Consider the following 13703-nt stretch of genomic DNA (forward strand, 5'->3'; position numbering starts at 1 on the left):
CTCACTCTCCAGGGGTGGACGGGGTGCCCCACTCTTTCAGACCAGGGCGTCGAGCAGCGACGCGTCGTACGGCACCGCCTCGTCGAGGCGGCCGGTGAGCGCCTTGGCGGGCCACTCGGGGTCGGCGACGATCGCGCGCGCCACGGCGACCAGGTCGAACTCGTCCCGCTCCAGTCGGTCGAGGAGCGGTGCGATGCCGCTGACACCGGACCGCTGGGTGCGCCCCGGCGCACCGTCGAACTGCTGGGCGAGGCCGACGGAGCCCACGGTGATGGAGGGCCTGCCGGTGAGCTTCTTCACCCAGCCCGCCAGGTTGAGGTCGCTGCCCTCGAACTCGGGCAGCCAGTAGCGGCGCGTGGAGGCGTGGAAGGCGTCGACGCCCGCCGCGGCGAGCGGGGTCAGCAGCTCCTCCAGTTCCTCGGGCCGTTCGGCGAGCCGCGCGTCGTAGTGGTCGGTCTTCCACTGGGAGAGCCGGAAGAGGACAGGGAAACCGGGCGAGACCGCGGCCCGCACCGCGGCGGCGATCTCGGCGGCGAAGCGGGCGCGCGAGGCGAAGTCGCCACCGTAGGCGTCGGCCCTGGTGTTGGTGCCGTGCCACAGGAAGGTGTCGATCAAATAGCCGTGCGCGCCGTGCAGTTCGACCCCGTCGAAGCCGATGCGCTCGGCCGCCGCCGCGGCCTCGGCGAAGGAGCGCACGACGTCGTCGATGTCGTCGAGCGTCATGGCGCCGCCGTGCGGACGGCCGTCGAGGTCCACGCCGCACGGACCCTCGGCGGGGGCGCCGGGTGACGCCTCGGTGCGGGCGACGCCGGTGTGCCACAGCTGGGGCATGATCCGGCCACCGGCGGCGTGCACGCGGTCGGCCACCCGCGCCCAGCCCGCCAGCGCCTCGTCGCCGTGGAAGTGCGGCACGCGGGTGTAGGCGGCGGCCGCCTCCCGTCCGATGTAGGTGCCCTCCGTGATCACCAGACCGGCGCCGCCCGCCGCACGCCGGGCGTAGTACGCGGCGACGTCCTCGCCGGGCACCCCGCCCGGCGAGAAGCGCCGGGTCACCGCGGCCATCGCGATCCGGTTCCGCAGCGTCAGGTCGCCGAGGGTGAAGGGCCTGCCGAGCAGCCGGGCGGCGCGGGAGTGCCCTTCGGGACCGGAGCGGGTGTCGGTCGAGGGGGCGTCGGTCCAGGGGGTAGCCATGACGGGTTCCTCTGCTGAGTGCGTACGAGATCAACAAAAGAAGCGTAGACCGTTTACCTATGTCTGGGAAATAGGCATCGGCGTTTTACTTCTGTCGACCTCTCGCGCCCCTCCCCCTACGCCTCGGCCTCCACCTCCCCCACGAGCTCGATCGCCCGCCCCAGCGTGGCCAGACGCGCGTCAAGGGTCTCGCCCGCCGGGTAGAGGCGGACCGTGTCGACGCCCGCCGCGCGCCAGACCCGCAGCCGAGCGCGCACCATCTCCTCGGTGCCGATCAGCGTGGTCGCGAGGACCATCTCGTCGGTGATCAGACCGGCGGCGCCCTCGCGGTCGCCCGACTGCCAGCGCTCGCGGACCTCCCCGGCCACCTCCGACCAGCCCTGCCTGCTGTAGGCGCTGTTGTAGAAGTTGGTGGTGGCGGAGCCCATCCCGCCCAGGCTGAAGGCGAGTTCCTTCTTGCGGCCCGCGACCATCGTCCGCAGCGCGCCCTCGTCGGCCGCGAAGGCCACCTCCGCGCCCTGGCAGACGTCGAGATCGGCACGGGTCCGCCCCGCCGCCGCGAGGCCCGCGTCCAGATGGTCGAAGTACGCCTCCTTCGCGCCCTCCGGAACGAAGCTGGTGCCCAGCCAGCCGTCCGCGACCTCGCCGGTCAGGCGGAGCATCTTCGGTGACAGCGTGGCGAGATGGACGGGGATGTCGTGCTCCGCGCGCATCGACAGACGCATGGGGCGCGCGTCGCCGCCGGGCAGCGGGATCACGAACTCGCGCCCCTCGTAGGCGATCCTCTCCCCCGCGACCGCCCGGCGGACGATCTCCACGGTCTCCCGCATGCGGGACAGCGGGCGCGCGAAGGGCACCCCGTGCAGCCCCTCGATCACCTGGGGCCCTGACGGTCCGAGGCCCAGCAGGAAGCGCCCCTCGGAGATCTGCGACAGCGTGATCGCCGCGCGGGCGATGGCGACGGGACTCCTGGTCGCGAGCTGGATGATCCCCGAACCGAGGAGCAGGCGCTCCGTGCGGGCCGCCAAGTAGCCCAGCGGGGAGGGGGCTTCGGAGCCCCACGCCTCGGCGACCCAGCAGATGTCCATGCCGAGCTTCTCGGCCTCGGTGACGAAGTCGACGGTCTCCCGCCAGTTCGCGCCGGACGCCTCCACGGTCGTGGACGTACGCATCAGGCGCCCTCCCCCTGCCGAGTCGGCAGCGTCGCCGTCCCCTCGGCCAGATGCTTGATCGCGTCGACCGTGGCCGTCATGCTCCGCTCGAACTCCCGCAGCCGCACGAACACGATCTTCTGCTCCTTCTCCGGCATCCGGTCGATCGCGTGGGACAGCCCGGAACGGCCGGGGCCAAGCCGCATCCACTGCGTCAGCTCGGTGCCGCCGTCCTCGCCCGCCGCGAGGGTGAACCGCCACGTGGCGCTGGGCCGTTCGGGGTCGGACACCGCCCAGGCGAACACCCGTGGTGCCGCGCACTCCACGACGTACGACGTGGTCTCCCACTCCCCGAGGGACGGGTGGCTGCTCCGGCCGGTGAACCGGGCTCCGCGCACGGGACCCGATGCCCCGTCCAGCCACGCGACCGACCGCAGCTCCGCACTCAGCGCGGGCATCAGGCCGATGTCGGAGACCAGTTCCCACACCCGTTCCGGTGAGGCGGCGATCCGCCCGCGCACCTCGACCGTCGCCCCGTCCGCATACCGCGCACCCGTCCACTCCATCGTCGACTGCCCTCCATAAGGTCGCTGACCTTGAGAGTTGCGTAGATGAACTCACTCGTCAAGGGTCAGCGAAGCAGCCGTACGGACGGCGGAGACGACCGGAAGGGGCGGGATCAGGCGCCGAACCGCGCCTGGACGTCGGGGCGTTCGGCGAGGCGGGGCGGGTAGCCGGGGCCCAGGCGCGGCCGTGTGTTCGCGGCCGTCATCGGCTCCTTGCAGTGCGCGCACACGACTTCGGCGGAGCTCTCGTGGCCGCAGCTGTCGTGGTGGAAGACGACGGGTGCGCCCTCGTCACCGCTCAGCCAGCGGTCGCCCCAGCTGTTCATGGCCGCGAGGACGCCGAAGAAGTCCCGGCCCTTCTCCGTGAGCACGTAGTCGTAGCGCACGGGGTCCCGCTGGTAGGGCCGCTTCTCCAGGAGTCCCTCGTCGACCAGGCGGCGCAGCCGGTCGGTCAGGGTGTTCCTGGCGATCCCCAGCTCCTGCTGGAACACGTCGAACCGCTTGATGCCGTAGAACGCCTCCCGCAGGACCAGGGGCGTCCACCAGTCGCCGAGCAGGTCCATCGTGCGGGCGATGGAGCACGGCCAGTTCGCGAAGGAAGTACGCCTCATGCCCTCAGCATACGAAGGTCTCACCATGAGACCCAGCAGTCCGGACGCCGGGCCCGGCGCCGCGGCCCGGGCACGTGACGTTCGACGCAAACGGCGCCCGGGTGTTGTGGGGCGCGCCCGGAACTGATCGGGTACGAGTGCCGCAGGAGCCCGAGGAACCAGGAGAACTCGCCCATGACGACCGGGTACTTCACGTCCGTCGACGACGTCGCGGCCCGACTCGCCGAGACCGGGTACCTGGCCTCGCCCGCCGTCGCCACCACTGTGTTCCTCGCCGACCGGCTCGGCAAGCCGCTGCTCGTCGAGGGCCCCGCGGGCGTGGGCAAGACCGAACTGGCCAAGGCCGTCGCACAGGTGGCGGACGCGCGGCTGGTGCGGCTCCAGTGCTACGAGGGCGTCGACGAGTCGCGCGCGCTCTACGAGTGGAACCACGCCAAACAGCTCCTGCGCATCACCGCGGGCCGCGACGAGTCCTGGGACGAGACGCGCACGGACATCTTCAGCGAGGAGTTCCTGCTCTCGCGCCCGCTCCTGAGCGCGATCCGCGGCGCGGAGCCGAAGGTGCTCCTGATCGACGAGACCGACAAGGCGGACGTCGAGGTCGAGGGCCTGCTGCTCGAAGTGCTCAGTGACTTCCAGGTGACCGTTCCCGAACTCGGCACCATCAGCGCGGAGCGCCGCCCCTTCGTCGTCCTGACCTCCAACGCGAGCCGCGAACTCTCCGAGGCGCTGCGCCGCCGCTGTCTCTTCCTGCACATCGGCTTCCCCGACGAGGAGTTGGAGCGCCGCATCGTACGGCTCAAGGTGCCGGGGCTCGACGAGGCGCTCGCCGCGTCGGTGGTGCGTGTCGTCGGCGCGCTGCGCGCGATGGACCTGCGCAAGGTGCCCTCGGTCGCCGAGACCATCGACTGGGCGCGGACGCTGCTCGCGCTCGGCGCCGACACCCTCGACGAGACCGTCGTACGCGACAGCCTCGGTGTCGTGCTCAAGCACCAGGACGACGTGCTCAAAGCGAGCGCCAAGCTGGATCTGGACGCCGTGTGACGGCGCGCCCCGACCGGGTCGTCGACCAGCTCACCGACCGGGTCACCGGGCTTGCGCGTGCCCTGCGCTCGCACGGCATCCGCGTCGGCACCGGTGAGACCGTCGACGCCGCGGCCGCCCTCGCGGCGCTCGGCCTCGACGACCGGGAGCGGGTGCGCGAGGGCCTCGCCGCCGCGCTGCTGCACCAGGAGAGCCAGCGGGCGGTCTTCGACCCGGTCTTCGATCTGTACTTCCCGCTCGGTGTCGGCGGGCCCGACGGCTCCGACACGCATCGCGAGGCGGCCGGGCGCGGCGCCGACAGGGACGAGCTGCGCGACCGCATCGCCGACGCGCTCGCCGCCGACGACCAGGCACTGATCGGGCAGCTCGCCGTGGAGGCGGTGGACGGCTTCGGCGGGTACGGCTCGTCGCCGGGGTCGGACGGCTGGTCCTCGCACCAGACGCTCGACCGGCTGCGGCCCGAGACGCTGCTCGCCCGTGTCCTGGCCGCCATCCGCGCGGGGTCCGCCGCGCAGGGCGGCGCGTTCACGGAGCGGCTGGAGGCCGACGAGATCCGGCGGCGCATCGAGGGGTTCCGCGAGCGCGTCCGCACCGAGGCGCGGCGCAGGGTCGCCGAGCGGCGCGGCACCGAGGAGATCGCACGCCGTGCCGTGGCACCCTCCGCGGAGCGGGTCGACTTCCTCCTCGCGGGCCGGGCCCACCTGGACGAACTCCGCAGGGCGGTGCACCCGTTGGCCCGCAAGCTGGCCACCCGGCTCGCCGCGCGGCGCCGGCGTGCCGCGCACGGCAGCATCGACCTGCGCCGCACGCTGCGCGGCTCGCTCTCCACCGGCGGCGTGCCGATGCGGCCCGTGCTGCGGCGGCGCAGGCCCGCGCGCCCGGAGCTGGTGCTGCTCTGCGACGTGTCGGGGTCGGTCGCGGGCTTCGCCAACTTCACGATGCTCCTGGTCCAGGCGCTGCACGACCAGTTCAGCAAGGTCCGCGTGTTCGCGTTCGTCAACCGCGTCGACGAGGTGACGGGGCTGCTCTCGCACGGCGGGGCGGACCCTGCGGGCCTGGGCGGCCGCATCCTGGGCGAGGCCACGGTCACGGGCTGGCACGGCAGCAGCGACTACGGCACCTCGCTCGGCGAGTTCGCGGAGCGCTACCTGGAGGCGGTCGGCCCGCGCTCCACGGTGTTCGTCCTCGGCGACGCCCGCACGAACATGAGCGACCCGAACCTCCCCGCGCTTCGCCAGATCGCCGAGCGGGCCCGCCGGGTGTACTGGCTCAACCCCGAGCAGCGCGGCCAGTGGTCGACCGGCGACTCGGCGGCGGACGCGTACGCGGAACTGGTCGAGATGCACGAGTGCCGTAACGCGGTGCAACTGAGCGGGTTGATCGCGCGGTTGCTGCCGGTCTGAGGAGGCGTGCGGCTGAGCCGGGGCTCCGTGCGGGGCCCCTGCCTACGTCACGTCCGGGCCCGGTCCGCTCACCAGGGGCGCGGACGTGGGCCCGGGGTCGCCCGTGCGCGCGAAGGTGAGCCAGGCGGCGCGGGTCGCCTTGCCCAGGGCCTCCGTCTCCTCCCAGGACGCGTCGCCGAGCATGGGTGATCCGCGCCAGGCCTCGCGGGTCCCGAAGAGCAGCGGCAGTTCGAGGCAGTGCGTGGCGCCGAAGGGAGATCCGGCGGGGCGCCAGTCGAGGCGGTAGGCGTGGACCGTGGCACCGGCCCGTGCCAGGCGCGCTCCGAAGCGGGCGAGCGGCTCGTCGTAGGCACGGCGGGTCAGCCCGGCCGTGTCGTCGCCCTCGCTGGGGAAGGCCGTCATGTCGTCGGCGTTCCAGCCGTAGAGGACGTCGAGGCCGCGCACGTTCTCCTCGAAGGCCGTGTCCGGCCCGACCGGGGGATCGCTCCCCGCGACCGGGAGGAACGCGGGCTCCATCGGCCGTCCGGTGCGCCGGAGGTTGGCCAGGGCGGTCTCGCGCTGCGCGGCGAGCAGCTCGGGGATCCCTGCCTCGCGCGGATCAACCCCGAGGGCCTCGGCGAAGTCGCGGCCGACGGCGAGGGAGTCCTCCCGGGGGCGTGCGGTGAACGCGAGCGGGGCGCTCTGCAGAACGGCCCTGCGGAACAGGCCACGGACCTCCGGCAGGTCCATCAGGAGCCGGACGGAGATGCCTCCCGCGGACTGGCCGAGGACGGTGACGTTGCCGGGATCCCCGCCGTACGCGCCGATGTGCGCGCTCACCCAGCGCAACGCCTCCACCTGGTCGTACAGGCCGAGATTCCCCTCACTGACGCCGTCCAGGCAGAGGTATCCGAGCGCGCCGAGCCGGTAGTTCACGGTGACGACGACCACGTCGCCCTCGGCGGCGAGGGCCCCGCCGTCGTACCAGTCCAGGAGCCCCGCCCCGCTGCTGAACCCGCCCCCGTGGAACCACACGAGCACCGGTCTGGCCCCGGCGTCCCGCGCCGGTGTGGTGACCGACAGGTTCAGGCAGTCCTCCCCCTGCGGGTGGTCGTCGCGCGGCGGGCCCATCACCGCGTCGAGCCGGGAGGGCAGTTGGGGGCTGATCTGACCGCTCGACGGGCGGCTTTCGTCCGCCGCCACCGGCCCTGGCCTGGCGAAGCGCTCCGCCGTGGCGTACCGGATCGGACCGGTGCGGATCAGTTCGGTGCGGATCAGTTCGGTCATGCGGGTGCACCTCCGGCGCACAGTGCTCGGTCGATCAGGGCGCTCGCCGCTTCCTCCTGTTCCAGTATGTGCTCCATGGTGTCGCCGCGGGCCTCGGACATGGAGACCACGGCGCTGCGCCGGCCGTCCTCGGTGACGCCGTTGAGCGTGACGTAGCCGCCGTCACCACCCTCGTGACTCCAGTAGGTTCCTCCGCAGCTCAGGGGGCGTTCGGCGAGGCCGAGCCCGTAGCGGCCGCCGGGCCACGGCTTCTGGAACTCCTCGTTCACCGGGACGGTCTGCTTCATCTCGGCCAGGTGGCGCGGCGGGAGCAGGCGGCCCCCGAGCAACGCGCGGAAGAAGTCGTTCTCGTCCTGGGTGGTCGTGACCCACGCCAGGATCTCCTGGTCCATCGGAACCTGGCGTGTGACGTCCACCCGGGAGCCGGGGCCGAAGAACTGGTAGGCCCTGGCGTGCGGCCGGGGCAGCGTGGGCGAGAGGCCCACCCACCGGGTCCCTTCGAGGCCGAGCGGCCGCAGGACGCGGTTCTGGATCTCCTCGTGGGCGGGGTGGCCCGTGGCCTTCTGGATGATCATCTGGAGCAGGACGTAGCCGGTGTTGGAGTACGCCCAGCCCTTGCCCGGCCGGAAGTCCGGCGCGTGTTCCATGGCGCGGGCGACCAGTTCCCCGGGGCGGTGGACGTCGTCGCGCTGCTCGTAGTACTCCTCCGGCGTGGTGTATCCGGGCAGGTCGTCGTGGATGCCGCTGGTGTGCTGGAGCAGTTGGCGGACGGTGATCCGGCGGCCGTCGTTGCCCTTGCCCCGCACCGTGCCCGGCAGCCAGTGCTCGACGGTGTCGTCCAGGGACAGAGCGCCCTCGGCCTCCAGTTGGAGGGTCACGGTGGCGACGAGGGTCTTGGCCGTGCTGGCCATGCGGAAGTAGCCGTCGGAACGGACCGGGCGGCCGGTCGTCAGGTCGGCAGTGCCGCTGGTGGCGACGGTCCCTCTGCCGTCAGGAGCGATGACGCGTGCCTGTACACCGCTGACACCGAGGGCGTGGATCGCCTCGACGTCCTGGCGCAACCGCTTCGCGGGCGAGACTCCCGCGGGCTGGGCGGCGGCGGTGGCACCCGCCGTGACGAGCGTGGCGATGCCGAGTGCCAGGGCGAGGCACTTGTGTGCTGTCCGAGTCATGGCCGCACGCTAGTTTTCCCCCTGCCCGGGCACGATCCGGCCTGCCCCACGATCAGCCGGGGGATCCCCCCCCCGCCCGGAGCGCGGAAGCTCAACGGCGGAAGTACAGCCGCACGACCGACCCCCGCGTGCGGATCCGCTCGGTGACCAGGTCGCTCAACTGCCGTACGACCCACAAACCGTGGCCCGTAGCGGCGTAGGGGTCCGGTGGCACGTGGCCGAGGAAGCCCGCGTCCTCGACGGGCGCGGCCCTCGCTCCGCCGCCGTGGTCGGCGACCTCGCAGACCACCCAGTCGGCGTCCTGCCACAGCCGAAGGACTCCGCCCCCGCCGCCGAACCGCACGGCGTTGACCGTCACTTCGTGCACGGCGGCCGCCATGTCCCTCGCGCGCTCCCGGTCGAGGCCGCCCCGGCGCGCGAACTCGGCGGCGGCGAGGCGCGCGGCCACCGACTCGCCCCTCCTGAAGCCGACTTCCCGCACGGAACCCGCCGGGGCCGCGGGCTCCGTGCCCAGCCCGTCGCACTCGGCGACGAACTCCGCGGGTTCCGTGTACCGGCCGCTCGACCGGAGGCCGCCGGAGCCGAGCGCGAGCTCCGGGTGGGTGCGCCGGACACCGGCCAGCACGTCGGCGGGGAGCACACGGGTGTCGTACGGGCACAGGATCCGGTGCCCGGATTCCGCGAACGCCACGTTCACCAGGGACTCGTAGCGGATCCACTCCCGCGTCTCGAAGGGGGTGCGCCCCGCCCACACCGGTTCGCCGATGACGCGGACGCCCCGGGCGCCGCCTCGGGCGTGCTCGGTGCAGTAGTCGTGGTAGCGGCCGAGGGTGCGTGCCGGGAAGCCGTACCAGTCGACGGCGTCCACGTAGTCGACCTCCTTCTCCGCGCCGCCCAGCGCGTCCCGGAGTAGACCCACGTTGTGCCGGGCGACGACGGCGAGGACCGCGTCGTCCGCCGCCAGGCCCGCGCGGACGAAGTCCACCGTCCCGGCGAGGAATTCCTCGTCCGATGCGTAGCACAGCGCCTGATGGACGAAGCCGGTGCACGTCATGAGTCCTCGCTCTCCCCGTCGCCGCCCATGTCGAGACCGGGGACGCGGTCCCAGCCCGTGACCCGCATGACCCGGCGCACGTGCGGCGCGACGCCGTCCAGGAGGAGGCCGCCGCCCATCGCGTACAGGCCGAGGCCCGTGAAGACGAGCAGGCGCAGCGCGCACACGTCGATGAACGTCAGGTCGCGCAGGTCGAGCCGGGTGCGGTGGGGTGCGTCCCGCCGGTCGGCGGCCCGCTCGGCCTCGCCGCGCAGGGCGCGGGCCACCGCCGTGACGTTGCTGTCGTCCACCTCGCCGCGCAGCGCGAGTCCGGGCGGCGTGAACGTCCGGGTGATGCGCAGGAGTTCGTCCTGCCAGATGTGGTCGGCGATCGCCCTGCCGTGGTGCAGGGCGCCGAGCGAGGCCAGTTCGTGCCGGTCGTAGGCGCGCTGGTCGTACTGGCAGAGTCCGAGCACGGGCAGCGACTGGAAGACGGGGTCGAGGAGCCGCTCGGTGTCGCACAGCCCCTTGGGCGCGGCGCCCTCGCCCTGGCCCCTCGGCACTTCGAGGGCGACCCGGAGTCCCAGGTAGCCGTCGGCCACCGCCTGTTCCGCCTCGCGGCGCACCAGTTCGTCCAGGTCCCACAGGCCACCGGGCGCACCGAGCCGCGCGTTCACCTTCAGCCTGCACGCGGCCAGTTCCTCGGACACGTCGCAGCCCTCGCGCCGCAGGAAGCCGAGGAGTTCACCGGGCGGCGCGTCGGAGGCGGTGAGGAGCAGTCCGCGATGCCCGTTGGCGAGCCCGTCGAGGAGGAAGGCGGCGAGCACCGTCTCGCGTTCCTCGTCCGTCGCGTAGCCGAGGAGCAGATGGTCTCCGGGCCGCATCTCCCCCACGACCAGCAAGGCGGGAGCGGTGTCCATCCTCACGCACCTCTCTGCGTACGCCACGTGCCACGCCGCTGCCCGACGTCGCTGGACGACTACACCGTACGCATCCGAAGGCCCCGCCGGAACGGGCTATGGTGATCCGCGTCACATGCGGATCTAGGGGGAGCATGGCGGCCTCAGTGCGCGAGGACCACGCCCGGAGCGGCAATCTTCCGACGGAAGTGAACGTGTTCATCGGGCGCGGCGCCGAACTCGCGCGCATCGCCGCTCTGTTGGGGAGCGCCCGGCTCGTGACCCTGACCGGACCCGGCGGGGTGGGCAAGTCCCGTCTCGCGCTGCGCGCCGCCCACGAGGCGCAGGGCGGTTTTCCGGGCGGCGCCTGGCTGGTGGAGCTCTCCCCGCTCACCGACGCGGCACTCCTGACCCACGCCGTCGTGGAGGCGTTGCGGCACCCCGATCAGACCGTACGCCCTTTGAGGGACGTGCTGGTCGAGCAGTTGACGGGCGCCGCTGTGCTGCTGGTGCTCGACACCTGCGAGCACGTCCTTCAGCCCTGTGCGCGGCTGGTGTCGGAGTTGCTCGCGCGGGTGCCCGAGTTGCGGATCCTGACCACCAGCAGGCAGCCGCTCGCCGTGCCCGGTGAGCAGGTGCTCGCGCTGGGCCCGCTGCCCCTGGAGCCGACCGGCGCGGACGGCGCCGACAGCCCGGCGGTGGAGCTGTTCACGGCCAGGGCGAGCGCGGCGGTGCCCGAGTTCAAGGTGACCCGCGCCAACCGGGCGCAGATCGCCGCCATCTGCGCCCGTCTCGACGGCATCCCGCTCGCCATCGAGCTGGCCGCCGTCCGCATGCGCGGCGTGCCCCTCAACCGTTTACTGGAGGGCCTGGACTCCCGCTTCGACCTGCTCGCCGCCCGTACGGAGCCGCTGCTCGCCCGGCACCGGACGCTGCGGACGGCGATCGGCTGGAGTCACGAACTGTGCACGCCGCTGGAGCGGCTGCTGTGGGCCAGGCTGTCGGTGTTCGCGGGCGGCTGGGACGTGGAGGCGGCCGAGATCGTCTGCCACGGGGGCCCACTGGCGACCGAGAGCGTCCTCGCGCTGCTCTCCTGCCTCACCGAGAAGTCCATCGTCGTTCAGGAGGCGGACGGGTCCGGGCTGCGGTTCCGGATGCTCGACACCCTGCGGGACTTCGGCGCCCAGTGGCTGGACGGGCTCGGCGAGACGGAGTCCGTGCGGCGCCGCCACCGCGACTACTACCGGTGGCTCGCCCGGCGCGGCGAGCCCGAGTGGCTCGGCTCCGCGCAGCGGCACTGGGCCGAGCGGATGCGCGCCGAACACGCCAATCTGCGGCTCGCCGTGGAGGAGTGCCTCGCCGACCCGGACCCCTCGTGCGCGCTCGAACTGACGGGCACGCTCTGGTTCTTCTGGTTCGCCTGCGGATACGCCGAGGAGGGCCGGGGCTATCTGGCGCGCGCCCTGCGCCGGGGCGCGGGGACCGGCGCCGAGCGGGTCCTCGCGCTGTGGGCCCAGCGGCTCATCACCCTCACCCCCGACGACCTGGACGCGGCCGAACAGGTCGCCGCCGCCTATGCGCGCCTCGCGGCCCGGCGCGGACTGCCGGAGGTGGCCGCGCAGTTGCCGCTGGGCGGCGCGAGCATCGCCGTGCGCGGGGAGTCCGCGCGCTCGGCCGTCCTGCACGGCCCGTCGGGTCAGGCACCGACGGGCGGCGGGGGCGCGGTGTTCTTCCGCCTCACCGCGCTCGCCGTCCAGGCGTATCTGCTCGCCGCCCAGGGCGCGTTCGAGCGGGTGGCCGCCGTCGCGGGGCGGCTGCGGGCCGAGTGCGACAAGTGCGGCGAGCTGTGGATGCGGGCCTGGGGCGACTACTTCCTCGCGCTCGCCCGGCTCGGGCAGGGCGACGCGGAGGCCGCGGCCGCCCACGCCCGCGAGGCGCTCACCGCCAAGTGGCGCGTCCACGACCGGCTCGGCACCGCCGCCGCCATGGACCTGCTCAGCGCCGCCGAGGCGGGCCGGGGCAGGTCCGAACGGGCCGCGCGGCTCCTCGGCGCGAGCGCGCGGCTGTGGCACGCGGCCGGGCTCCCCGAGCTCGGCCGCGCCACCTCCACCGGCTTCCGCGACCACCACGAGCGGCGGCTCGGGGACCTCATCGGCGAGACCCGATGCCGTCAACTCCTTGCCGAAGGGCGGGAGCTGACCATCGATCAGGCCATCGCGCTCGTCCGCGCCGACCAGCCGCCCGGCACGTCGTGGTGAATCGGCGTCCCCGAGCCGGTGAGCGGCAGGCCCGAGCCGCCCTGCCGCGCCGCGATGATCTCGGCGGCGATCGACAGGGCCGTCTCCTCCGGCGTACGGGCCCCGAGGTCGAGGCCGATCGGGGAGCGCAGCCTGGCCAGCTCGTCCGGGGTGACACCGGCCTCGCGCAGCTTGCGGCCCCGGTCCTCGTGCGTACGGCGCGAACCCATCGCGCCGACGAAGGCGACGGGCAGCCGCAGCGCCTCCACGAGGAGCGGCACGTCGAACTTGGCGTCGTGCGTGAGGACGCACAGGACCGTGCGGCTGTCGGTGTCGGTGCCGCGCAGATAGCGGTCCGGCCACTCGACGACGACCTCGTCCGCCTCGGGGAAACGGGCCCGCGTCGCGAAGACGGGCCGGGCGTCGCACACCGTGACGCGGTAGCCGAGGAACTTCCCCGTACGGACGAGGGCCGCCGCGAAGTCCACCGCGCCGAACACGATCATCCGGGGCGGCGGCACGCTCGACTCGACGAGGACCGTCAGGGCGCTGTCGCAGCGCGAGCCGCTCGCCGAGACGGCGAACTCGCCGGTGCGGCCCGCCGCGAGGAGCGCGCGACTCTCCCCCGCCGCCGAACGGTCGAGGTCCGGGTGTCCGCCGAGACTTCCCTCGTACGTCCCGTCGCCGCCGACCAGGAGCGGCCTGCCGAGCAGCTCGGCAGGCCCCCTGAACACCCGGGCCAGGGCGGTCACCCCGCCCCGGGCGGCGGCCGCCAGGGCGGTGGCGAACACCGCCCTGTCCGGTGCGTCGGCCCGCACCGGATCGACCAGGACCTCGATCTCACCGCCGCAGGTCAAACCGACGGCGAAGGCGTCCTCGTCGCTGTAGCCGAACCGCTCGACGACGGCCTCGCCGTCGAGCAGGGCCTGCACGCACAGCTCGTACACCGCCCCTTCCACGCAGCCGCCGGAGACCGATCCGATGACCGTGCCCCCGCCGTCGACGGCGAGCGCGGCGCCGATGCCCCGCGGTGCGCTGCCGCCGACGGAGACGACGGTGGCGACGGCGAAGTCCCTGCCCTCGTCGATCCAGCGGGTCAGCTCCTCGGCGATGTCGAGCACGTGGCTCGC

At 73.4% G+C, this 13703-nt stretch carries 12 protein-coding genes; 3 read left to right on the forward strand and 9 right to left on the reverse strand.

The features are described 5' to 3' along the window. Nucleotides 1–36: 36 nt before the first annotated feature. The 4 genes from KY5_RS02265 to KY5_RS02280 form a co-directional block, all read right to left on the reverse strand. Nucleotides 37–1191, reverse strand: coding sequence for a 12-oxophytodienoate reductase (locus tag KY5_RS02265; RefSeq protein WP_098240584.1), 1155 nt, complete (start codon nt 1189–1191; stop codon nt 37–39). 116 nt (nt 1192–1307) lie between these two features. Further along, the gene (locus tag KY5_RS02270; RefSeq protein WP_098240585.1) at nt 1308–2363 is read right to left on the reverse strand and encodes an LLM class flavin-dependent oxidoreductase; all 1056 of its coding nucleotides are present in this window, start codon (nt 2361–2363) and stop codon (nt 1308–1310) included. After that, on the reverse strand, nt 2363–2908 hold the full coding sequence (locus tag KY5_RS02275; protein WP_098240586.1) for an SRPBCC family protein: 546 nt from the start codon (nt 2906–2908) through the stop codon (nt 2363–2365). Before KY5_RS02275 ends, KY5_RS02270 begins: the two co-directional genes overlap by 1 nt. Before the next feature lie 113 nt (nt 2909–3021). Further along, the gene (locus tag KY5_RS02280) at nt 3022–3519 is read right to left on the reverse strand and encodes a winged helix-turn-helix transcriptional regulator (protein WP_098240587.1); all 498 of its coding nucleotides are present in this window, start codon (nt 3517–3519) and stop codon (nt 3022–3024) included. A gap of 174 nt (nt 3520–3693) precedes the next feature. On the opposite strand from KY5_RS02280, the gene KY5_RS02285 reads away from it, so the two are divergent. Then, nucleotides 3694–4563 (forward strand): AAA family ATPase, encoded by an 870-nt coding sequence (locus KY5_RS02285; protein ID WP_098240588.1) that lies wholly within the window; start codon nt 3694–3696, stop codon nt 4561–4563. Continuing rightward, a complete protein-coding gene (locus KY5_RS02290; RefSeq protein ID WP_098240589.1) occupies nt 4560–5966 on the forward strand; it encodes a VWA domain-containing protein in 1407 nt (468 codons plus the stop codon). The genes KY5_RS02285 and KY5_RS02290 overlap by 4 nt, the downstream gene beginning before the upstream one ends. Nucleotides 5967–6008: 42 nt before the next feature. On the opposite strand, the gene KY5_RS02295 is transcribed toward KY5_RS02290, so the two are convergent. The 4 genes from KY5_RS02295 to KY5_RS02310 form a co-directional block, all read right to left on the reverse strand. Further along, nucleotides 6009–7232 (reverse strand): carboxylesterase family protein, encoded by a 1224-nt coding sequence (locus tag KY5_RS02295; RefSeq protein ID WP_234362582.1) that lies wholly within the window; start codon nt 7230–7232, stop codon nt 6009–6011. Then, entirely contained in the window at nt 7229–8404 is a 1176-nt protein-coding gene (locus KY5_RS02300) for a serine hydrolase domain-containing protein (protein WP_098240590.1), read from the reverse strand. Before KY5_RS02300 ends, KY5_RS02295 begins: the two co-directional genes overlap by 4 nt. Nucleotides 8405–8495: 91 nt before the next feature. Continuing rightward, nucleotides 8496–9458: a sensor histidine kinase gene (locus tag KY5_RS02305; RefSeq protein ID WP_098240591.1), complete on the reverse strand. Its 963-nt coding sequence runs from the start codon at nt 9456–9458 to the stop codon at nt 8496–8498. Continuing rightward, nucleotides 9455–10357: an MEDS domain-containing protein gene (locus KY5_RS02310; RefSeq protein ID WP_098240592.1), complete on the reverse strand. Its 903-nt coding sequence runs from the start codon at nt 10355–10357 to the stop codon at nt 9455–9457. The genes KY5_RS02305 and KY5_RS02310 overlap by 4 nt, the downstream gene beginning before the upstream one ends. A gap of 134 nt (nt 10358–10491) precedes the next feature. Here KY5_RS02310 and KY5_RS02315 point away from each other — a divergent pair, with 134 nt between their 5' ends. Then, nucleotides 10492–12594: an ATP-binding protein gene (locus KY5_RS02315; protein ID WP_159072465.1), complete on the forward strand. Its 2103-nt coding sequence runs from the start codon at nt 10492–10494 to the stop codon at nt 12592–12594. Here the strand turns inward: KY5_RS02315 and KY5_RS02320 are convergent. Then, nucleotides 12543–13694 carry an XdhC family protein gene (locus KY5_RS02320; RefSeq protein WP_098240594.1) on the reverse strand — a complete coding sequence of 384 codons (1152 nt, stop codon included), beginning with the start codon at nt 13692–13694 and terminating at the stop codon, nt 12543–12545. The two genes, KY5_RS02315 and KY5_RS02320, sit on opposite strands and share 52 nt — an antisense overlap. Nucleotides 13695–13703: the final 9 nt, after the last annotated feature.

Origin of the sequence: Streptomyces formicae (assembly GCF_002556545.1) — a bacterium.
Taxonomy (GTDB): domain Bacteria; phylum Actinomycetota; class Actinomycetes; order Streptomycetales; family Streptomycetaceae; genus Streptomyces; species Streptomyces formicae_A.

Bases quoted from the DNA above. Each gene is read 5' to 3' on its own strand.
- KY5_RS02265 (WP_098240584.1), bottom strand. From the start codon at position 1,191: ATGGCTACCCCCTGGACCGACGCCCCCTCGACCGACACCCGCTCCGGT.
- KY5_RS02270 (WP_098240585.1), bottom strand. From the start codon at position 2,363: ATGCGTACGTCCACGACCGTGGAGGCGTCCGGCGCGAACTGGCGGGAG.
- KY5_RS02275 (WP_098240586.1), bottom strand. From the start codon at position 2,908: ATGGAGTGGACGGGTGCGCGGTATGCGGACGGGGCGACGGTCGAGGTG.
- KY5_RS02280 (WP_098240587.1), bottom strand. From the start codon at position 3,519: ATGAGGCGTACTTCCTTCGCGAACTGGCCGTGCTCCATCGCCCGCACG.
- KY5_RS02285 (WP_098240588.1), top strand. From the start codon at position 3,694: ATGACGACCGGGTACTTCACGTCCGTCGACGACGTCGCGGCCCGACTC.
- KY5_RS02295 (WP_234362582.1), bottom strand. From the start codon at position 7,232: ATGACCGAACTGATCCGCACCGAACTGATCCGCACCGGTCCGATCCGG.
- KY5_RS02300 (WP_098240590.1), bottom strand. From the start codon at position 8,404: ATGACTCGGACAGCACACAAGTGCCTCGCCCTGGCACTCGGCATCGCC.
- KY5_RS02305 (WP_098240591.1), bottom strand. From the start codon at position 9,458: ATGACGTGCACCGGCTTCGTCCATCAGGCGCTGTGCTACGCATCGGAC.
- KY5_RS02310 (WP_098240592.1), bottom strand. From the start codon at position 10,357: ATGGACACCGCTCCCGCCTTGCTGGTCGTGGGGGAGATGCGGCCCGGA.
- KY5_RS02315 (WP_159072465.1), top strand. From the start codon at position 10,492: ATGGCGGCCTCAGTGCGCGAGGACCACGCCCGGAGCGGCAATCTTCCG.